The 19,811-nt window shown below is 58.0% G+C and carries 14 protein-coding genes and 1 pseudogene; 8 read left to right on the plus strand and 7 right to left on the minus strand.

Annotated elements, in window-relative coordinates; genetic code table 11:
• Positions 1 to 50: 50 nt before the first annotated feature.
• The 3 genes from ASE04_RS24200 to ASE04_RS24210 all read right to left on the minus strand — a co-directional run bounded on the left by ASE04_RS24200 (position 51) and on the right by ASE04_RS24210 (position 3,795).
• Positions 51 to 935, minus strand: a complete 885-nt coding sequence (locus ASE04_RS24200) for a helix-turn-helix domain-containing protein (RefSeq protein ID WP_056823871.1) — start codon at positions 933 to 935, stop codon at positions 51 to 53.
• Positions 936 to 1,014: 79 nt separating this feature from the next.
• Positions 1,015 to 2,733: an ABC transporter ATP-binding protein gene (locus ASE04_RS24205; RefSeq protein ID WP_056823873.1), complete on the minus strand. Its 1,719-nt coding sequence runs from the start codon at positions 2,731 to 2,733 to the stop codon at positions 1,015 to 1,017.
• Between the two features lie 252 nt (positions 2,734 to 2,985).
• On the minus strand, positions 2,986 to 3,795 hold the full coding sequence (locus tag ASE04_RS24210; protein ID WP_056823876.1) for a hypothetical protein: 810 nt from the start codon (positions 3,793 to 3,795) through the stop codon (positions 2,986 to 2,988).
• A 158-nt stretch (positions 3,796 to 3,953) separates the two neighbouring features.
• Here ASE04_RS24210 and ASE04_RS24215 point away from each other — a divergent pair, with 158 nt between their 5' ends.
• The 4 genes from ASE04_RS24215 (at position 3,954) to ASE04_RS24230 (ending at position 10,519) form a co-directional block, all read left to right on the plus strand.
• Entirely contained in the window at positions 3,954 to 4,589 is a 636-nt protein-coding gene (locus tag ASE04_RS24215; RefSeq protein WP_082597461.1) for a glutathione S-transferase family protein, read from the plus strand.
• 682 nt (positions 4,590 to 5,271) lie between these two features.
• Positions 5,272 to 6,963 carry an aspartate-alanine antiporter gene (aspT, locus tag ASE04_RS24220; protein WP_056823883.1) on the plus strand — a complete coding sequence of 564 codons (1,692 nt, stop codon included), beginning with the start codon at positions 5,272 to 5,274 and terminating at the stop codon, positions 6,961 to 6,963.
• 256 nt (positions 6,964 to 7,219) lie between these two features.
• Positions 7,220 to 8,905 carry an aspartate-alanine antiporter gene (aspT, locus tag ASE04_RS24225; RefSeq protein WP_056823886.1) on the plus strand — a complete coding sequence of 562 codons (1,686 nt, stop codon included), beginning with the start codon at positions 7,220 to 7,222 and terminating at the stop codon, positions 8,903 to 8,905.
• A gap of 18 nt (positions 8,906 to 8,923) precedes the next feature.
• Positions 8,924 to 10,519: a bifunctional aspartate transaminase/aspartate 4-decarboxylase gene (locus ASE04_RS24230; protein WP_056823889.1), complete on the plus strand. Its 1,596-nt coding sequence runs from the start codon at positions 8,924 to 8,926 to the stop codon at positions 10,517 to 10,519.
• A gap of 884 nt (positions 10,520 to 11,403) precedes the next feature.
• On the opposite strand, the gene ASE04_RS24240 is transcribed toward ASE04_RS24230, so the two are convergent.
• Positions 11,404 to 11,604: a hypothetical protein gene (locus tag ASE04_RS24240; protein WP_156408879.1), complete on the minus strand. Its 201-nt coding sequence runs from the start codon at positions 11,602 to 11,604 to the stop codon at positions 11,404 to 11,406.
• A gap of 100 nt (positions 11,605 to 11,704) precedes the next feature.
• Here ASE04_RS24240 and ASE04_RS24245 point away from each other — a divergent pair, with 100 nt between their 5' ends.
• On the plus strand, positions 11,705 to 12,910 hold the full coding sequence (locus tag ASE04_RS24245; RefSeq protein ID WP_056823897.1) for a tyrosine-type recombinase/integrase: 1,206 nt from the start codon (positions 11,705 to 11,707) through the stop codon (positions 12,908 to 12,910).
• A 247-nt stretch (positions 12,911 to 13,157) separates the two neighbouring features.
• Here ASE04_RS24245 and tnpC read toward each other — a convergent pair.
• The 3 genes and pseudogenes from tnpC to tnpA form a co-directional block, all read right to left on the minus strand.
• Positions 13,158 to 14,812, minus strand: a pseudogene (gene tnpC / locus ASE04_RS32290) (IS66 family transposase).
• Positions 14,813 to 14,857: 45 nt separating this feature from the next.
• The gene (gene tnpB / locus ASE04_RS24260) at positions 14,858 to 15,151 is read right to left on the minus strand and encodes an IS66 family insertion sequence element accessory protein TnpB (protein WP_056824090.1); all 294 of its coding nucleotides are present in this window, start codon (positions 15,149 to 15,151) and stop codon (positions 14,858 to 14,860) included.
• 52 nt (positions 15,152 to 15,203) lie between these two features.
• Entirely contained in the window at positions 15,204 to 15,611 is a 408-nt protein-coding gene (gene tnpA / locus ASE04_RS24265) for an IS66-like element accessory protein TnpA (RefSeq protein WP_056823903.1), read from the minus strand.
• 1,037 nt (positions 15,612 to 16,648) lie between these two features.
• On the opposite strand from tnpA, the gene ASE04_RS24275 reads away from it, so the two are divergent.
• From ASE04_RS24275 to ASE04_RS24285, 3 genes are read left to right on the plus strand one after another with little or no spacing between them, the layout of a single operon-like run.
• Complete coding sequence (locus ASE04_RS24275) at positions 16,649 to 17,728, plus strand: glycosyltransferase (RefSeq protein ID WP_056823907.1); 1,080 nt, start codon at positions 16,649 to 16,651, stop codon at positions 17,726 to 17,728.
• A 2-nt stretch (positions 17,729 to 17,730) separates the two neighbouring features.
• The gene (locus tag ASE04_RS24280) at positions 17,731 to 18,957 is read left to right on the plus strand and encodes a glycosyltransferase family 4 protein (RefSeq protein ID WP_056823911.1); all 1,227 of its coding nucleotides are present in this window, start codon (positions 17,731 to 17,733) and stop codon (positions 18,955 to 18,957) included.
• The gene (locus ASE04_RS24285) at positions 18,954 to 19,811 is read left to right on the plus strand and encodes a dTDP-4-dehydrorhamnose reductase family protein (RefSeq protein WP_056823914.1); all 858 of its coding nucleotides are present in this window, start codon (positions 18,954 to 18,956) and stop codon (positions 19,809 to 19,811) included. The genes ASE04_RS24280 and ASE04_RS24285 overlap by 4 nt, the downstream gene beginning before the upstream one ends.

A 19,811-nucleotide genomic window follows, 5' to 3' on the forward strand; every position in this document is an offset into this window, starting at 1 on the left:
ACGATTTTGGGCAATTTCAAGAATCGTGGGCAAATCTTTGCAAAAATGCATCACCCGGCGGTTGCCCTTTTCCAGCGTGCCGGCGTGGTGCCGACATGCTTGCGGAACACGCGCGTAAAATGCGCCTGGTCGGAAAAGCCCGTTTCGGCGGCGACTGCCGTGAGGCTCTGATCGTCGCCCTGCAGCAGCTGTTTTGCCCGTTCCAGGCGGGCATTCATCTGCCATTCGTGTGGGGTCAGCCCGGTCGACGCCTTGAAGGAATGGCTGAAGTGGGATTGAGACAGGCCCGTGAGGTCGGACAGTTCCTGCAGGCGGATACCGCGCATGCAATTCGTTTCGATGAACTCAGTCGCGCGCCGGAGCTGCCACGAGACAAGAGCCCCGCGCTTGCGGGGCGGCGTCTTGACCATTTTCAGCACGTCGATCACCAGCGATAGTGCAAGGCCGTCGCCATAGAGATCATGCAGGGGGCAGGGGCTCGCCAGCTCGGCGGCAATCAGGCCCGCCAGCGCCATGACACGCTCATCCGAAAAAAGCAGCCGCGGATCCTGCAGCTTCCGCGGATCGATTTCCTCCGTCAGCCGCTGGCTGAGGATGTTGGCATCGAAATGGATGTCGAGGTGGCGCATGAACTGCACCTCGCGGATGTCCACCCATAGTTCCATGTCGGCCGGGATATAGGAAATCGGGCTTTGGCTGCGGTCTTGCGGAGCGCCCGCGGCCTTTGGCGAAACCTTCACCGAAGGACGGCCGCGACCGAGATGATCGAGAAGGATAAACAAGCGGGGATCGCGGGCGACATAGTGGCCACCGGCGTAGCTGCCGCATTCCACGTCCCACAGGTCGGCGGTGATGCCGTTCCAGTTTCGACGTCTCAGCCCGCCGATGACCGAGAATCCCTCGATCTTGTTCTGCATGCGCGGCTGAAATGTCATGCCGCTTTTCCGCAACTATAAAATATGTGTGTAATTATCAAGTTTTCTGCGTCGCATCAATCGCCCAAGGGTTGCTAAATCAGGCGTTCCTCATTTGCGCGTCGTGCAGACGGTTGTAGGCGCCCCGCTTGGCGATCAGGTCCTGGTGCGTGCCTTGCTCGGCGATGCCATGGCGGTCGATGACGACGATCCGGTCGGCGCCCTGGATTGTCGCGAGGCGATGGGCGATGATGAGGGTCGTGCGCCCGGCGGACAGTTCCGCGAGTGAACGCTGGATTGCCCGTTCGGTCTCCGTGTCGAGTGCCGAGGTCGCCTCGTCGAGGATCAGGATCGGCGGGTTCTTCAGGAACATGCGGGCGATCGCAACGCGTTGCTTCTGGCCGCCGGAGAGCTTGACGCCACGCTCGCCGATGACCGTGTCCAGCCCAGCGGGCAGGCCCGCCAGCATACCCTCGAGACGCGCCCGATGGGCGGCCTCGACGATCTCGGCTTCATTGGCGCCGAGCCGTCCGTAGGCGATGTTTTCGCGGATCGTGCCGCCGAACAGGAAGACGTCCTGTTGAACAATGCCGATCTGCTGGCGCAGGGACGTCTTGGTCATCTCGCGGATGTCGATGCCGTCGATGGTGATGCGGCCGTCGCCGACCTCGTAGAAGCGGGGGAGAAGCGAGCAGATGGTGGTCTTGCCGGCGCCCGAGGGGCCGACGAACGCAATTGTCTCGCCGGCGCGGACCGCCAGGTTCACGTGTTCGAAAACCGGAGCCTGCGGGCTGTATCCGAAGGAAACATCGTCATAGACGATTTCGCCCTTGAGGTGGCTGACCGCGACGGCATTCGGGGCGTCTGCGATATCCGGCTCGGTATCGATCAGTTCCGTGAAGCGACGGAAGCCGGCGATCCCCTTCGGATAGGTCTCGATGACCGAGTTGATCTTCTCGACCGGGCGGAAGAACACGCCGACGAGCAGAAGGAAGCCGATGAAGCCGCCGGTTGTCAGCTCGCCTGACAGGACGAAATAGGCGCCGGCGATCATAACGACCATCTGGGTGAGGCGCATGCTCATGTAGCTCAGCGAGCTGCTGGCAGCCATCAGCTTATAGGCGTCGAGCTTCACGCGGCGGTAGTTCTGATTATCTTTCTCGAAAAGCGCGCGCTCGTGGCCCTCGTTGGCAAAGGCCTGGACGACGCGGATGCCGCCGACATTCTCTTCGATGCGCGTGTTGAAATTGCCGACGCGTTCGAAGAGACGGCGGAAATTCTGGGTCATGCGGCTGCCGAAATGGCTGGTGACCCATGCGGTCAGGGGAACGACGACGGCGGTGATCAACGCCAGCTGCCAGTTGACCGAGAACATCAGCAACAGCGCGCCCGCGAACGTCATCAATGCGATGAACAGATCCTCAGGACCGTGGTGGGCAACCTCGCCGATTTCCTCGAGATCCTTCGTCAGCCGACCAACGATGTGGCCGGTCTTCTGATTGTCGAAAAAGCTGAACGACAGCTTTTGCAGATGATTGAATGCCGCACGGCGCATGTCGGTCTCGATGTTGATGCCGAGCATGTGCCCCCAGTAGGTGACAACGGCCATCAACCCGGTATTGACCACATAGACCACGAACAGCGCCGCAGAGGCGAAAAGGATGAGCAGCCATTCCTGACTGAGAAGCAGCCGGTCGATAAACAGTTTCACCGCCATCGGAAAGCCGAGTTCAAGCAGGCCGGAGACGATCGCGCAGCTGAAATCAAGGATGAAGAGCCCGCGATAGGGCCGATAGTAGGAGAAGAAACGACGTAGCATTCAGACACTCGAGATGATGCGGCGCGGCCTGCAGCGGCCGGAAAGAAATATGACTCGAATTCTCCATATTGGAGAAGAAGCCCGGTTGGATAGTGCGTTCTCGCAACGATTGCAAACTTGGGGAGGCGCGAGTGGCAATCAGGGTCGTTCGCGGGCCACAATCACATAACTGTGAACCCCACGGCCGGTCGAGACGCCGTCATAACCGTCAAGGACGGACGAAACTTCCCCGACCGTCTGCTCTGCTTCCGATCAGGACAGCAGTTTCAGGCTCTCTTTAGCGGCTGTATTGATATTTCTCTTGGCGTGCCGGGAGACGTTCGCGTCATCGCAATCCGACTTCTTTGAAAGAAACGTCTTGAGATGCTTTAGCTGGTCGGCAACCTCCTGAAATTTGGCCGACAGCTTCTTCAACTCACCCGCAACACTGGCACCGTTCGCACCGGACAGAATGTGGTAAATATCAAACGCATCGCGTGTTCTCTTGGCGATGCTGACGCTTTCGCACTTCGACAATATCGCCGCAGCGGGGGACAATATCGGTACTTCAACGGAAGTGTCGCGGCCATCGAGACATTTTCCATGAACGGAAACCACGGAGAAAAGCTGCTGTTCGTACACGATTGCAGCTGACTTGAATGCGATCGACTTCATGAATCGTGTCCCGCGCGGGTCATATGAATCGGTCACGCCCAAATCGAATATGTCGCTAAACATCTCTGGATGCTTTTCGGACTCCTTGGGGAACATCAGATCGACATTGAATACAAATTCGGTGGAGCCAACCTTGGCGTCGCGAAGCAACTGGAATTCGTGCTTGGCGGAGCAGCGGAACTGCGCGTTCAGCAACGCCCGAACCGCCTGCTGTATCGCGGCGTTTTCGTCCATGAGGAGAACGTCGACGTCACGCGTGCCTGGATGCTCAAGGCTCGGATGGTCCTGCGCGCTCAGCAACGGAACCCAACCGCCTGCGATGACGTAGTCAAGTTTGGCGGCATTCAGAATCTGGGTTGTGGTCATCAGAAGACCGTGACAGGCATGGTTTAGATCATCGAAAACCATTCTAACCTCAACACACTTTGTTGCTCGCTTCCCGAACAGGGCCGGGTCGCGCGATTGGCAATCCTATAGACGCGATCGACTTGTGGCGCCGACGTATCCCGGTTGTCGATGATCCAGGATTCGTAAACAGCTGAAGAGTTTATCACACGGAGCAGTTTGTGCTTACAGTTCATCACCTGAACAACAGTCGCTCGCAGCGTGTCCTATGGATGCTCGAAGAACTGGACATTGAATACGAACTCCGCCGCTATCAGCGCCGGGCCGATATGAGCGCGCCACCGGAACTTAAAAAGGTTCATCCGCTAGGCAAATCGCCAGTGATCGAGGAGGACGTTGACGGGTGCCAGACCGTTTTCGTGGAGACTGGCGCGATATGTGAGTATCTGGTCGACAGAGCAGGCGGTCGTCTCGGACCGCCCGGTGGTGCTGACGGAATCCGACGATACCAGCAGTTTTTACATTACGCCGAAGGCTCCGTGATGCCGGTTCTGTTCGCGTTGCTCGTAGTGTCACGAGTACCGTTGCTTGGCCGCCTCGCTGCGAAAAAGATCCGCCCGATGTTGGACGTTCATCTCGACTACATAGAGGCGGAACTTGCATCGCGGCCGTGGTTTGCCGGCGACGTCCTTTCTGCCGCAGACATCATGATGAGTTTCCCAATGGAAGCTGTCCGGACGAGGGCTGGCCTCGACAAGTCGCGTCCAGCGACAATCGCTTGGCTCGAACGCATCCACGCCCGGCCGGCTTATAAACGCGCGCTAGCGAAGGGTGGAACCTACAGTTTCGCCGTGTGAGCAAGATAAGATCCGTACCCTCCGAAGATGTGGAAGTTCGGCGTGCGATTTTGCGCCGGCCTTTTCTTATTGCCGATCTCGATCAGTCCGAACGGACGTCGATCCCATGTTTCAGCGAAGCGACTGAAACGTCTCGCGCAGTTCTTCGATCAGTGCCTTTGGCTGCCCCCCGGTCGGCGAGATGGCCGCCTCCGGCGCGCCATAGATTTCATCGAGAAGCGCTGCCCCTCGGTAGTTCGATGCCGTTCTGGAGGAACGCGAGCTTGCTTTCCCAGGCAGGCCGAAGCGCGCTCAAACCGAAATCTGTTGATTTACGCCAGCTTGGCGGGCCGCTTTCTATTGGCGGCCTCGGTATCGAGCATTGCATACAGATAACCACGATAAGGCTCGTTGGAGCTAGCCTTGCGATCTCCTACCCGGCTCGAACATGGGTTTTCACGCCAACGAGGTTGTGTCTGTAACGTGGGCATTTACCGTAACGTACTTTCCCATTTCTCCAACGCGCAAGAGTATTCAGCAAGCCGTAGGTCCTCTCGGACACCGCGGGGGACGGGCGGCTCCTGCGGAAATAGGTTCACTCGTGTCCGGTGAAACTCGCCCGCGGGGCCGGGAGGAGTTGTGATTTGAGCCCGACATCTGTTGCCTCGCCTGCCTGACCAGCAACGAAACCTCGGTGGTAAAGATGCAAACCTTATCCGCGATACTGACGAGCCATCCCGAGCTCGCGCTCTTCCTGACCCTCGCGATCGGCTATTTGGTTGGAAAGTTCAAGGTTGGCAGTTTCACACTGGGATCGGTGGCTGGTTGCCTGATCGCTGGCGTGCTGGTCGGTCAGACCGGCGTTGAGGTCGCCAACGACGTGAAGCAGGCCTTCTTCCTGCTTTTTCTCTTTGCGATCGGTTACCGCACTGGGCCGCAATTCTTTCGGAGCCTCAATCGGGACGCGCTGCCACAGATCGCTATCACCGTGCTGGTCTGTGTCGTTGGACTTGGTGTTGTTTGGGCTTTGGCTGGGCTGCTGGGCCTGAAGGTTGGAAGTGCCGCAGGTCTGCTTGCGGGCGCGATGACCGAGTCCGCAACGGTTGGCGTGGCAATCGACACCTTCCGAAAGACCGGTGCCCAGGAGGCGGTGCAGCGGGCTTTTGAAACAGACGTCGCGACCGCGTTCGCCGTTTCCTACCTCGTAGGAGTAATCGCAACGATCCTTGTCCTGTCGCAACTTCTGCCGCGGCTGCTGGCACGGCCATTGCAGGAAGTCTGCGCTGAGATGGAGGCAAAACTCAACGCACCATCAAATGGTCAAACAGCCGGGGAAACAGCTCGACGCGCGATCGAGGCTCGAGCGTTCGTCGTCGATCCGCGATGGTTTGGCGTGACTGTTTCCGAAGCAGAAGCGCAAGTGCCTTCTGGCGCCAAGGCTTATGTCGAGCAAATTCGACGCGGCAGCGAAATTATCGTCGCTCGTCCCGATTTCAGATTTTCGGACGGCGACGTTGCTGCCGTGGCCGGACTGCGTGGCTTGCTGGTCGAGAAAGGGGCAAGCATCGGGACTGAAATTGATGATGCGGAACTGCTCGACATACCGACGGAAACTCTCGATGTCGTCGTCACGAAGAAGTCGGTCATCGGCAGGACCCTGCTTGAACTCAGGCAGGAGCCCGAAGCACGCACGATCTTTCTACGCAAGATCACCAGGTTGGGCGAGGAACTTCCGGCATATGGCGGCTTGAAGATCGAGAGGGGTGACGTGATGACCATCGTCGGTAGCCGCAAGCATGTGGAGGAGGCTGCCGCCGCCGTTGGGTATGCTGACCGGCCCACTACAGCGACCGACATGGTGTATGTTGCCATGTTCATATTTTTCGGCGGAGTGATCGGTATTCCTGCGCTGCGGATCGGCGCTCTGGAACTAGGGCTTGGCGTGGCTGTGGGGACGCTGCTTGGTGGGCTGGTAGCCGGTTGGCTCCGTGCCCGCAGACGGACCTTCGGCTTCGTTCCCGCTGCCACGCTCTGGTTATTCGATTCCGTGGGGCTTTCGGCCTTCATCGCATGTGTCGGCATTTCAGCCGGCCCGAGCTTTGTCAGTGGCCTACTCGCTTCGGGTCCTGTGCTGGTGCTGATCACCATCGTGGTGGTAGTTGCATCGCATGGGATTGCCTTCCTCGTCGGTACCCGGATTTTCAAGATGAACGAAGGAGTGTTGTTGGGGACCTGCTGCGGAGCGGGTACGTCGGCCCCTGCACTGGCTGCGGTCCAGGACGTCGCCAAAAGCAGCGTGCCGGCTTTGGGATACGGACTTGGATATGCCGTAGGCAATGTGCTTCTTGCGCTGTGGGGTGCAGTCTTGGTGACTGCGCTCGGTGGAGCGGGCTAGGCCAAGGGAGGAAACAGGGTGGCGAAACGCAAGCTTGCTATTGCCGACAGCGTTGCCCCGTCGTGGTAACCGGCATGGCTCATTCGCGTATCTCCGCATCAATAGGCCCGACAATCCAGCTTTCGACGGAAGCTGGAAGCCGGGCGATTTCGAAAAGGTGAAACCGTCATGTTTCTCGCGTACGTGGCGCTTTGAACAGTCGTAGCGGTGTCGTTAATGGCACCTTGCGCGATGCTTCTTCCAAAAGGTAACCCGGATGGCCCTCCTAGCTGATGTATTTCGCCAGTCACCTGAAATCGCGCTTTTTCTCTCCTTGGCCCTTGGGTATTGGGTTGGTAAGTTCCAGTTCGGCAAATTTCAACTTGGCGGCGTTGCCGGATCCCTGCTGGCAGCAGTGCTGTTCAGCCAGGTCGGGATTCAGATCGACAACGGGATCAAAGCCGTCCTGTTTGCACTTTTCATCTATGCCGTAGGTTTCGAAAGCGGTCCCCAGTTTTTCCGATCACTCGGAAGACAATCGATACGCGAGATCGTCATGGCCGTTGTGCTTGCGATCAGCGGGTTGGTTACCGTTGTCGTTCTCGCGAAGGTCATGGGCCTCGACAAGGGCATTGCCGCAGGGATCGCGGCTGGCGGCCTCACGCAATCGGCGATCATCGGAACGGCTGGCTCAGCGATTGAAAAGCTGGGGCTGGCGGCCGACGAGACACAACATCTGCAAGCCAACGTCGCCATCGGATATGCCGTCACTTACATTTTCGGATCGTTTGGAGCGATCATCGTTTGCGTCAACATACTGCCGTGGTTCATGAAACGAAGCATCCGTGACGACGCCGTCAAGGCCGAGGCCGAGATGCTCAAGGGCGCGCGCGTCTACGGCGTCGGCGAAGCGCCCGCTTTGCCCGAGTTGGTCGGGCGTGTGTACCGGATCGGCGAGAGTGCCGGAATGACGGTCAGCGAGGTCGAAGCGATCGCTGCGAGTGGGGCGGTGACGATCGAGCGCATCAAGCGCGGTGGCAAGATCATCGGCATCGAAGCCGGGACACCACTCCAAGCGGGCGATCTCATCCTGGTCGTGGGACGCCGATCCGCTATCGTCGGACTGGAAGGCCGTATTGGCCCTGAGGTATCAGGAGCGGAGGGTCTCGAGCTCGTCGTTACCACACGCGACATCGCCGTGCGCGAAAAGGAGTTTGTGGGTAAGACGGTCGCCCAGATACTCGCGGTCAGCGGTGACCTTCGTCATGGGATCTACGTTCTGGGCGTCACACGGGGCGGCAGCAAGCTGGAGCTAGCCGACGACACCGTTATCAGGGCCGGAGATATCGTAACGGTCCACGGCGTCCAGGAAGACCTGCAACGCCTGGCATCGCGTGTCGGTCCAGCCATTGTTCCAAGCGACAAGACAGACTTCGTATTTCACGGCCTTGGTGTCGCGGTTGGCTTGCTCGTCGGGCTCGCTGTCGTGCGGGTCGGCTCCATTCCGCTGACGCTTGGATCGGGAGGCGGCGCCCTGATGGCTGGCCTGGTGTTCGGCTGGTATCGAAGCCGCAACATGACACTTGGAAATATGCCAACGGCTGCATCCACCTTGCTTCGCGATCTCGGACTGGCGGGATTCGTCGCCGTGGTCGGTCTTCAATCCGGGCAACAAGCCGTTTCGACAGTCATGCAGAGTGGACTGTCGATCTTCTTTGCAGGCGTGATCGTGACGATCCTTCCGCTGATTATCACGATGCTCGTTGGCCGCTATTTCCTGCGGTATGAGAATGTCGCGGTCTTCGCCGGCGCGCTAAGTGGCTCCCGCAGCGCCAACCCCGCATTTGGCGAGATCCTCGACCAAGCGGGAAATTCCGTCCCGACCACTTCATTCGCCATCACCTATGCCCTGGCTAACGTGTTCCTGACACTGCTGGGCCCGCTTATCGTCGCGTTCGTATAAACAGAGTGGAGAAAAGCAATGACTGATTACAGCCAGTTCGCAAAACTCAGCCCGTTCGAATTGAAGGACGAACTCATCAAGCTAGCGTCGACCAAGACAGAGATGGTCATGTTGAACGCTGGGCGTGGCAATCCAAACTTCCTTGCAACCCTGCCGCGTCGGGGCTTCTTCAGGCTTGGGCTCTTCGCCGCGACCGAGTCCGAACTGTCGTTTTCATACATGCAGCAGGGGGTAGGCGGCCTGCCGCGCATCGAGGGTATCGAAGCGCGGTTCGAGCGCTTCATCGCGGACAACCGCGACCAGGAGGGCGTGGACTTCCTGCGCCGCGCCATCAGTTACGTCCGCGACCAGCTCGGGCTCTCGGCATCCGATTTCCTCCACGAAATGGTGGAGGGCATTCTCGGCTGCAACTATCCCGTACCGCCACGGATGCTACGACTGAGCGAGCACATCGTTCGCCAGTACCTGATGAAGGAGATGGTTGGCGGACATATCTCCGCAAAGGACGTGGACGTCTTCGCGACCGAGGGTGGGACTGCGGCGATGACCTACGTGTTCGACAGCTTGAAGAAAAACCGCCTTGTAAAGAAAGGTGACAAGGTCGCCATCGGCATGCCGGTCTTCACGCCGTACATCGAAATCCCCGAGCTTGATGCCTACGCGCTTGAGGAAGTGGCTATCAACGCCGATCCCGAAGCGGGCTGGCAGTACCCGGACTCCGAACTCGACAAGCTCAAGGACCCGGCAATCAAGATTTTTTTCTGCATCAACCCTAGCAACCCGCCGTCCGTCAAACTGGATGAAAGAAGCCTCAAGAAGATCGCCGACATCGTGAAAAACGACCGTCCCGACTTGATGATCCTCACGGACGATGTCTACGGAACGTTCGCGGATGACTTTAAGTCGCTCTTCGCCACATGCCCGAACAACACCATTCTGGTCTATTCCTATTCGAAATATTTCGGTGCGACGGGATGGAGGCTTGGAACCATCGCGCTCCACCACGACAACGTTATCGACAAGGCGATATCAAAACTTCCGAGCGATGCGACGGCTGCCCTCGACAAGCGCTATTCGTCCATCGTCACGGATGTATCCGCTCTCAAGTTTATTGATCGCCTCATCGCCGACAGCCGTACCGTCGCTCTGAACCACACCGCCGGTGTCTCCACGCCGCAGCAGGTTCAGATGGTGCTGTTTTCGCTGTTCGCACTGATGGACGAACACGACAGTTACAAGGCCACGCTGAAAAGCGTGATCCGCCGCAGACAGGCGGCGCTTTACACCGAACTTGGCATCGAGATGCCCGACAACGAGAATTCGGTCGACTACTATACCCTTCTCGACCTCGAGAAGATTTCATTGAAGCTTTACTGCGCGGACTTCGCGGCCTGGGTGAAGAAGGAATTTTCGGCCAACGAACTGCTCTTTCGCATCGCCGACGAGACGGGGATCGTCCTACTGCCGGGCAGGGGTTTTGGAACCCAGCACCCCTCCGGTCGTGCATCGCTCGCGAACCTGAACGAGTTCGAATACGCTGCGATCGGTCGCTCGCTTCGCAAGATGGCGGATGAATACCATGCCGCTTTTCTTCGGAAGCAGAAAAAGAAATGAGTGAGGATCGGGGCGGTTGCGTTTCCGCGTCCGGTTGGTACGGACGCGCCGATCAGTCAGTGAAAGAAGCACGACGTTAACTGAAATGTTGCCCCGAGATCGTCTCGTTGAGCGCTCGGGGCAACAAAGTGGCTCAGAATTCCTGAGAAACTTGGTGGGCCCGGAGGGACTCGAACGGGTCGATTTTACTCGATCAACCCGTTGTTTTAATGCCATAAAATATATTGCTGAGGAGGGAAGGTAGCGACAATTCCACCATCTTTCCACCAAATCGCTGGCTATCAAGCCACGTTCTTTGCACTGTGCCGAACGCCGGATGATGTCGTTAGAAGGGTTGAGGTTTGCATATGATGGGTTTTCCGGGTGAGGATGAGGAGTGTTGGCGCCAATAGACGCGTAGAGGAGACAGCGCAGCGTCTTAGTGCGCGATACGTGAGCAGTTCGGCGTGCTTGTTGCGCCAGGAGATTGGAAGGCTTGCAGTAATCGTGCGGAGCGTGCTGGCACGCCGATCGGCGGCCTCGCTGACTCGATGATCGGTCGCCATGGACATACGAACTGAGGACACTTACGCTTTGCCGGCCCGCCCACGGTTCCAGTCTGCGGTTGAGCGTCGCCACAGGGGCGCGGTGATTGATGGCGGGGCCAAAGAGGCGGCAATGTAGACGCTGAGTGCGTGGCTGGTTGTCAATGGCAGCACGGGAACCGCCGTTCCGAAAACGGCCTCGTGTAGTGTTAGACATCGTGCTCGCTTCATGCCGATCAGATCGCCGTCGGCAGTGATGCGACCAAGGCGCTCGGCCATGGGAATTCTCGGTTATCCGCCGTGGTCTCGCATTCTCGCGATGTGCCTTTGGATACGTGAAAACCCCTCCTATTGATCGAATCACTTGGCAAGACCACGTACTTCGACCGCGAGTTCGGACTCTAGGACCTGCCGATCCAGGCCGTGCGCCCTGTCGAAACTATCGACCTGTAGTTCAGGTAACGCAAGGAAATCATAGTTGTAGGCTGCCTTTTCACTCCCGGCAGTTTTGACGAAGATGACGAGGTTCTGTGTGCGCGCGGGACGACAAGCGCGGTCCACAGCTCGATCACCATCATCCAATAACACGGAATTTCAGCTCTTGCGGCGGGCCAGGTGGCGGGCTAGCAATGGCACGTCCAACTGCCACGGGACGGTGAAAATGCTCAGCGATGCAGAGGCCAGAAAACTCAAGCCGAACGGAAAACCTGTCGCGGATGGCAGCGTCGTCGGCTTGTATCTCGTCCCAAACGCCACCGGTGGCAGTGGTAAGTGGATCCTACGCTTCATGTCGCCGACGAACGGAAAGCGTCGCGAAATGGGCTTGGGCAGTTACCCAAGCACATCCATACGAGATGCCAGAAACAGAGCTTCCGAAGCGCGTGGCATGATCGAGGATGGAGGTGATCCCCTCGACGTTCGCAGAGAGCGCCAACGGAAGATCACTCAACTCGCGGCAATTCCGACATTTGAGAAAGCCGCGCGCGAACATTATGCAGACAAGGTCGAGGGCTTCCGCAACCGAAAACATATCCACCAATGGATCAATACGCTTGAACGGTTCATCTTCCCCAAAATCGGAAGGCTGCCCGTCAACACGCTTACGCCCGCGGACTTCGCCGCTTGCCTAAAACCGATCTGGCTGAAAAAGCCGGATACCGCGTCACGCGTGAAGCAACGTTGCGATGCCATCATGAACTGGGCCGCCGCCAACGGGTACATCATGGCGAGCCCCGTCAGCGTTGTTGACAAGATCCTTCCGAAACAGCCTGGCAAACGAGAACGCACGGAGCATCACCCAGCCCTTCCTTGGCGTGAATTGCCGGGCTTCTTCTCCGGCATGCTTCATGCCGCCTCTCCGAGCGCCGGGCGCAAGATGCTGGAGCTGCTCATCCTGACTGCCGCCCGCTCAGGTGAATTGCGCCACGTAGAATGGGAAGAGATCGATTTTACCAATGCGGTATGGACGGTGCCGGCGACACGTATGAAGACTAAAGTTATTCACCGTGTGCCGCTTTCAGCGCGATGCATCGAGATACTGAAAGCCGAGCTCGCAAAGTCGGAGACCGGAAGGGGACTGATCTTTCGCTCACGTAGCGACAAGCCGTTCACCGACATGGTCCTTACGCAGGTCATGCGGGACAACAAGATCATGAGCGACACACTTGGCCGCACGGCCACAGCTCACGGTTTCCGGTCAAGCTTCAGGTGCTGGGCGTCAGAGAATGGATATGCTCGCGATCTTGCGGAACGTGCGCTTTCTCATACAGTTCAGAATGCCGTCGAGGCAGCATATCATCGGACGGACCTGCTTGAGCAACGACGCGCGATGATGGCGGCGTGGGAGGGGTTCTGTTTGAGTAGGTGAGGTTTCATCCACTTGCGCAGAAAACACGATTGTTGATTGCCACTGACTCCGCCAAAACCGAAGTGCTGTTCCTCAGGGCCTGCCGAGATCGATTTTCCAGCTCGATCTGGACGGTGCCTGCAGCACGAATGAGAGCGAAGATCATTGACCGCGTGCCGCTCTCACAAAAGAGCATCCAGATCCTGGGGGCCGGCTTGAGAAATCGGAGACCGGCGAAGGGTTGTAAGCCTAAGGTGAGGACCGCAGATCAGGCCGCTTGAGCGTTGACGGTCGGCGGTATCCTATTCCACGGAAGCAGTTGCTCCAGCCTGGTAATCGGCGTGTCCGCGATGCGGGCAAGAACGTCGGCAAGCCACGCCTGGGGATCGATGTCATTGAGCTTTGCCGTCATGATCAATGTGGCCATGAAGGCTGCACGATCTGCACCGCGGTCTGATCCGGCGAAGAGCCACGATTTTCTGCCGAGTGCACAGCCTCTGAGCGCTCGCTCGGCGGCGTTGTTCGTCAGGCAAATCCGGCCGTCGTCTAAGAATGACGTGAAGCCGTCCCATCGCTTGAGCATGTAATCAATCGCCTCGGCGACCGGGGAACTGCGCGAGAGTTTTGCGCGCTCGGTTTGAAGCCAGGCCTGCAACTCATCGACGAGCGGTAGGCCCTTGCGGCGACGATCCAGGCGTTGATTGGCGTCAAGCCCGTTGATCTCCCGCTCGATATATCAAACAGGCCGTCGATCCGTTTGACGGCTTCAAGCGCCATAGGCGAGATCGGCGCAGCATTCTTTCCACGCTTGGCGTTTGCGGCAATGTCGGCGAGCATGAAGAACTTGCGCCGCGAGTGTGCCCACAAAACGCCTGCCTTAGCGGATTCGGATCGCGATCAGCCTTGAACAGCGGATTATAGCCGCCATAGGCGTCCGCCTGCAGAATACCGGTGAAGGTCTTCAGGTGGCGTTCCGGATGCTCCTTTCGCCGGTCCCGCGATGCGTAGTACAGCGCAGCCGGCGGTGAGAGCCCGCCGAATGGTCGGTCGTCCCGGACATAGGTCCATATGCGACCGGTATCGGTCTTTCCCTTTGCCAGAATCGGCACTGTCGTGTCGTCGCCATGAAGTCGCTCAGCGGCCAGAACATGTGCTTCGATCAGTGAATTGATGGGCTTCAGCGCAGCGGCGCATGCTCCGACCTGGTCGGCCAATGTCGATAAGCTGAGGTCGACGCCCTCGCGGGCATAGCGTTCGCTCTCGCGATTAAGCGGCTGGTGCTGGGCGAACTTCTCAAACAGGATCATCGGCAGCAGGTTCGGCCCGGCAAAGCCGCGTGGCGTCACATGGAAGGGAGCCGGTGGCTGCGTGATCTTCTCACACTCGCGGCAGGTGAACTTCTCCCGCACCGTCTGGATGACTTTCCACTGACGCGGGACGACCTCCAGGGTCTCGGTGATGTCCTCACCAAGCTTCGACAGTTTGGTGGAGGCGCAGCAGGCGCAATTCGCGGGAGCAGCGATGATGACGCGCTCACGCGGCAGGTGCTCCGGAAAGGGCTTGCGTGAAGGACGCTTGCGCTCGAAAGGCTTTAACGGCTGAGATTGTGGCTGCAATCTCCGCGGCCAGTTCATCTTCACCGGCGTCCGCTTCCAACTCCTCGAGTTGCAGCTCCATCTGCTCAAGAAGCCGCGCCTTACGCTCGCACCGGCTGCCGTAGAGTTCACGGCGAACCTTGTCGATCTCCAGCTTTAGCCGCGCGATCAGTGCTTCAGAATGCGATACGAGTGCCTTTACACTGGCGGCTTCTGCCTTGGCGGTCGCGGCTTCTGCCTCGGCTGCAACACGTCGAGCGCGTTCCTGTGCCAGCAGTGCAAGGGCACTGGCAAGGTCGTCCGGAAGCTCATCAGCCGCATTGCTCATGACAGGATGGAATCATATTCGACCCCATCATTCCAGTGTTTTTGCTCATCCGGCCGACGTCGGCCGCCAGGTCTTTTGGGGCATCCGCCAAGCGATACCTTCCAACAGATAGCCAAGCTGCGCAGGCGTGATCACCACCGTGCCATCGGCCGCTGATGGCCAGATGAAGCGTCCTCGCTCAAGCTTCTTCGTAAACAGGCAAGCTCCCTGGCCGTCATGCCAGATCACCTTGATCAGGCCACCACCGCGGCCACGGAATACGAACAGGTGCCCACACATCGGATCGCGCTTCAGCGCCTCCTGCACCATCAGCGACAGACCGGCGAAGCCCTTGCGCATGTCCGTATAGCCTGTGGCCAGCCAGACCTTCACGCCCCAAAAGGAACCGGGATCACCGCAGACCCAATACGCAATCGAGAATCCGGCCAAGCCCGTCCGTGTCAATATCACTATCCACGCGGACCCGACGGCCCCGGCCGAGCTCGATCGTTACATCGCTGCGCTTCCGACGAGGATGGGATGTGGTGGGCGGTTCCGGTTGAACTGGAGAGACTGCCGGCGCGGTCTCTGACACGATCACCGGCACCAACGTGGTTCCCGTCTTGGTCTGCGGCTCCTCGATCCGGCACAGTTCGTTGCGCCAACGGAACAACTGGCTGACATGGATACCAGCCGTGCGGGCAATCTCCGAGATCACCTCAGGCTCAAGGCAGGCGGCGACAAGCCCCTCTTTCTCTTCGCGAGACCAACGACGGCGGCGCTCCACAGATGTGATGACTTCGATCGGATGCTTCGTCATAGGACTATCCCTAGTGTTACCACTAGGACTTCCGACGTTCAGCGGCACCTCACAAGGCGGCCTTCGCCGTGGGCTTACGAAGGGTTGCTATTCCCGTCGCGAAAAAGTACCCCGATCAGCGACATGACACTCGCCAAGTTTCTGCGATACAATGAGGTCTTAAGCGATACGCTTGGGCGCATCGCCACCGCTTATGGCTTCCGCTTAAGCTTTAGAGACGGGGCATCCGAGAACGGATATCCCCGCGATGTTGCCGAGCGTGCGCTCTCCCATACGATCAAGAATGCGGTCGAGGCTACCTAGTATTTGGTCGCGGCGAGCGACGCCATCTAACCAGCGTAAAGCGTCGTGAGGCCGCGCGCATACGTGCACATCCTGATCGCGCGAATGTGCGCCGATCCGAACTAATCCCACTGCGTCCCATTATCTACAATTACAACGCAAGCCAATGGACCAACGTGACTGCTTGCCAAACTTATTGGGTTATGGGCATCAAGGCGTCGAGTCTGGTCAGTCACCTGGGGTATAGCGGAGTGGTGCGTGAACTGGCACTCCCACCCCAACGTCATCCTATGGGCGACGTTGCTTGACACCGACCCTAGGTCAAGCTCCGAGGCGTGAGGGCAGTGAGGTTTGTAGAGGGCCGCCGGTCACGATTCGCTTTCATATGGTTGGCGCTAAAATTGAATCCATGCTTGAGGATAGTTCAAAGCCTTTACCTGAAGATTTGCGACTGACATCGGCTTTCATAGCCCGGTGTTTCCAGCCTGTTCGCCGCAAGAAATTGTGCTCCAGCATCGAGAAGAAGGCTGTCAGTAGTTTAATCCCTATGAAGCATTACTGAGTGAATCCGCCACTTATCAACTGGTCCCTCAAACCGACCAATCTCTGACTACTTATCACCTCGCGCGTACGCAAAATTGACGTCCGGCGCGGAAAACGGTTGGAATAAGCGAGTTGAGAAGCTAAAGGCCTTTTGCCCGAAGCGTCGGGCGGCTGCGCTTTGGCAAAGGCCAATTGCTTACGGGATTTATCGCATGGGCCCTGACCCTGAGTTAGCTTTTGGCGAAGCCGAGTCTTCCAGACGGCTCATTATTCACGCGCCCAATGTTCATTCTGGCGGCGGGGCCGTGTTGTTGAATGCCATTTTACGCGCCAGTGCTGGATCGCGCGAAGTCGTATTGATCTGCGATCAACGCATGAAAGTCGATCCAGAAGCGCAGAGCTTTTTAATCACTCGTCGTTTCGCTCCGACAGTTTTTGGTCGTCTCGCTGCAGAACGCGAAATCCGAAATATTGCGACTGAGAGCGACTTGGTATTATCGTTCGGTAACTTACCGCCCATATATCGTCTAAAGGCGGCGACAGCGCTGTTTCTGCAAAACCGTTACCTAGTTGATGCCGCCATGCCGCTAAGCGGATTCCGTCCGGGCGCCAGGATACGCCTGTCAGCAGAGCGCGTCTGGCTCAAGAGACGTCTTCGCAATGCAGATCGCGTAATCGTACAGACGCAGACGATGGCTGCCCTTTTCGAACAAAGATTTGGCAGGAAGGCAGAGGTTGCTGGTTTCGATTCCAGGCAGCCTGAGAGCCTGCTCAACGACTACGCGGCGAGTAAGAAGCTCCACGATTTCACCTACATCTCATCAGGCGAGCCGCACAAAAACCATCGGACACTTATTGAGGCATGGTCGCTCCTTTCAGAGGGCGGTGTTACTCCGAGTCTCTCATTGACGCTTTCAACAAGTGACAACGCCAATCTTCTCGCTTTAGTCGAGAAAACGAACTCGCAGAAACACACCAGGATTGTTAATCTAGGCCAGCTGTCGGCTTCGGAGGTCGACTCGGCCTATAACAACTCCGGCGCGCTTATTTTTCCTTCGCTTGGAGAGTCCTTCGGCCTTCCACTCGTTGAAGCGGCCGAAAGAGGCATGCCGATATTGGCAAGCGAGCTTGATTATGTTCGCGATCTTGTTGTGCCAGCTGAAACCTTCGATCCCCGCTCGCCAAGGTCAATCGCACGCGCGGTTTGCCGCTTTATGAAGCTCCCACCCGACTTGAACGTAAGCGTCACCGCAGGCGATTTCCTCAAGCAGGTCTGCGAGGAAAAGCCCTGAGCATGCGTATACTTGTAATTTCTCAGTATTTCTGGCCTGAGGATTTTCGGATTAACGATCTTGTCAGAGGGTTGTCTGAACGCGGTCATAAGATAACGGTTCTGACCGGCCTTCCCAATTATCCGAAGGGGCAGCTTGCCCCCGGATATCGCTGGCACGGCCCCTATGCCGAGAATTACGAAGGCGTGAAAGTTGTGCGTGCTCCGCTGGTCACACGGGGAGCCAGCAAAGGCGCAAGGCTGCTGCTGAACTACATCTCGTTTGCCATCTCGGCATCGCTGGTGGGGTTGCTGCGCTGCAGAGAGGACTATGATGCGATCTTCGTCTACGAGCCTTCTCCCATTACCGTGGGCGTTCCTGCGCGCGTGATGTCATGGTTCAAGCGGACGCCTGTCTTTTTCTGGGTGCAGGATCTCTGGCCTGAGAGCCTGAGCGCCACGGGTGCCGTAAAGAATGAAAAGGTGCTAGGTGCAGTAGGGGCGCTCGTGCGTTGGGTCTACCGGGGCTGCAAGGTCGTGCTGGCGCAGTCGGAAGGCTTCCGCAAGCCGCTTATGACCATGCAGGTTCCTGACGAACGCATAGTCTATTTTCCAAACAGCGCCGAGGCATTCTACAAACCGGTACCCCGGGGAACGTCGTGGAGCGGACAAGCGCTGCCCGACGGATTTCGCGTGATGTTTGCCGGCAACATGGGGGCTGCTCAATCGCTCGACACCATCGTCGAAGCGGCGGATATTCTCCGCAACGAGAAGACAATCAAATGGATCATTGTCGGCGATGGGCGACAGCGCGAATGGGTGCAAAACGAGGTGGTGCGGCGTGGCCTCCAAGAGGCCATTCATCTCATGGGCCGCCATCCGGTCCACACCATGCCTTCATGGTTCGCACAGGCAGATGTCATGCTCGCCTCGTTGAGCCGCGATCCGATATTCGCGATGACGATCCCTGCAAAGATCCAGTCCTATCTTGCATGCGCCAAGCCGATCATTGCCGCCCTCGATGGAGAGGGCGCCCGGATCGTCGAGGAAGCGGGAGCAGGGGTCGGCGTACCCGCGGAGAACGCGCGTGCGCTCGCGGATGCCGTTCTCGCGATGTCACGCAAATCTCCGGACGAGCTTCGTCAGATGGGCGAAAGCGGTTTGGACTATTTCAACGGCGAGTTCGAGCGGGAGCTACTGCTGGACAAGCTTGAGGCTGTATTCGAGAAACACGTGGGGAAACGTCAATGACGCGGGTTCTGGTATTGGGCGCGAGCGGTACGATCGGGCACATGATGCTGAAGGTGCTCTCGGAAGGCGAAGAGCTCGATGTCTGGGGTACCGTGCGTGCTCCGTCGCTGGCCCGCCATTTCGCGCCGGCCATCGCGTCGAAGATCCGCGCTGGAATAGATGCCGAAAATCTCGATGTCATTTCACGCGTGGTTGCGGAGATCAAGCCGGATGTGGTCATCAACTGCATCGGTCTTGTCAAGCAACTCGCCTTCGCTAACGATCCGTTGTTGGTCCTCCCGGTAAACGCCATGCTGCCACACCGGTTGGCGCACATCTGCGCCCTTTCGAGTGCGCGCCTCATCCATTTCAGCACCGATTGCGTGTTTAGCGGTGCGCGCGGCAACTATGTCGAAACTGATCCGTTGGACGCGACGGATCTTTACGGTCAGTCGAAGTTCCTTGGCGAGGTAGCATATCCTCATACGCTGACCCTGCGGACTTCCTTTATCGGGCACGAACTGGAAACATCGCACGAGCTGATTGAATGGTTCCTCAAGCAGGAGGGCGCCATCAAGGGCTTCACTGATGCAATCTATACCGGGCTACCGACTGTCGTTCTGTCCGGTATTGTGCGCGATGTCGTTCTGCCACGTCCGGAACTTTTTGGAATTTATCATGTGGCGTCTTCGCCCATTAGCAAGTATGACCTGCTCAAACTTGTGGCGAAAGCCTACGGCAAGGCAATCGAGATCGCGCCTGACGATAGTGTGCGGATAGATCGGTCGCTCGACGGAACGAAATTCAGGGAATCGACCGGCTATGTCGCGCCAGCGTGGCCGGAACTTATCGAGGCTATGCATGACAACAGGTAA

Origin of the sequence: Rhizobium sp. Root708, from assembly GCF_001429725.1 — a bacterium.
Lineage (GTDB): Bacteria > Pseudomonadota > Alphaproteobacteria > Rhizobiales > Rhizobiaceae > Rhizobium.

What these genes read in the sequence shown, in the direction of transcription:
- tnpA (WP_056823903.1), bottom strand. Translation starts at nt 15,611, where the DNA reads ATGACGAAGCATCCGATCGAAGTCATCACATCTGTGGAGCGCCGCCGT.
- ASE04_RS24205 (WP_056823873.1), bottom strand. Translation starts at nt 2,733, where the DNA reads ATGCTACGTCGTTTCTTCTCCTACTATCGGCCCTATCGCGGGCTCTTC.
- aspT (WP_056823883.1), top strand. Translation starts at nt 5,272, where the DNA reads ATGCAAACCTTATCCGCGATACTGACGAGCCATCCCGAGCTCGCGCTC.
- ASE04_RS24210 (WP_056823876.1), bottom strand. Translation starts at nt 3,795, where the DNA reads ATGGTTTTCGATGATCTAAACCATGCCTGTCACGGTCTTCTGATGACC.
- ASE04_RS24275 (WP_056823907.1), top strand. Translation starts at nt 16,649, where the DNA reads ATGGGCCCTGACCCTGAGTTAGCTTTTGGCGAAGCCGAGTCTTCCAGA.
- tnpB (WP_056824090.1), bottom strand. Translation starts at nt 15,151, where the DNA reads ATGCGCAAGGGCTTCGCCGGTCTGTCGCTGATGGTGCAGGAGGCGCTG.
- ASE04_RS24280 (WP_056823911.1), top strand. Translation starts at nt 17,731, where the DNA reads ATGCGTATACTTGTAATTTCTCAGTATTTCTGGCCTGAGGATTTTCGG.
- aspT (WP_056823886.1), top strand. Translation starts at nt 7,220, where the DNA reads ATGGCCCTCCTAGCTGATGTATTTCGCCAGTCACCTGAAATCGCGCTT.
- ASE04_RS24245 (WP_056823897.1), top strand. Translation starts at nt 11,705, where the DNA reads ATGCTCAGCGATGCAGAGGCCAGAAAACTCAAGCCGAACGGAAAACCT.
- ASE04_RS24285 (WP_056823914.1), top strand. Translation starts at nt 18,954, where the DNA reads ATGACGCGGGTTCTGGTATTGGGCGCGAGCGGTACGATCGGGCACATG.
- ASE04_RS24230 (WP_056823889.1), top strand. Translation starts at nt 8,924, where the DNA reads ATGACTGATTACAGCCAGTTCGCAAAACTCAGCCCGTTCGAATTGAAG.
- ASE04_RS24200 (WP_056823871.1), bottom strand. Translation starts at nt 935, where the DNA reads ATGACATTTCAGCCGCGCATGCAGAACAAGATCGAGGGATTCTCGGTC.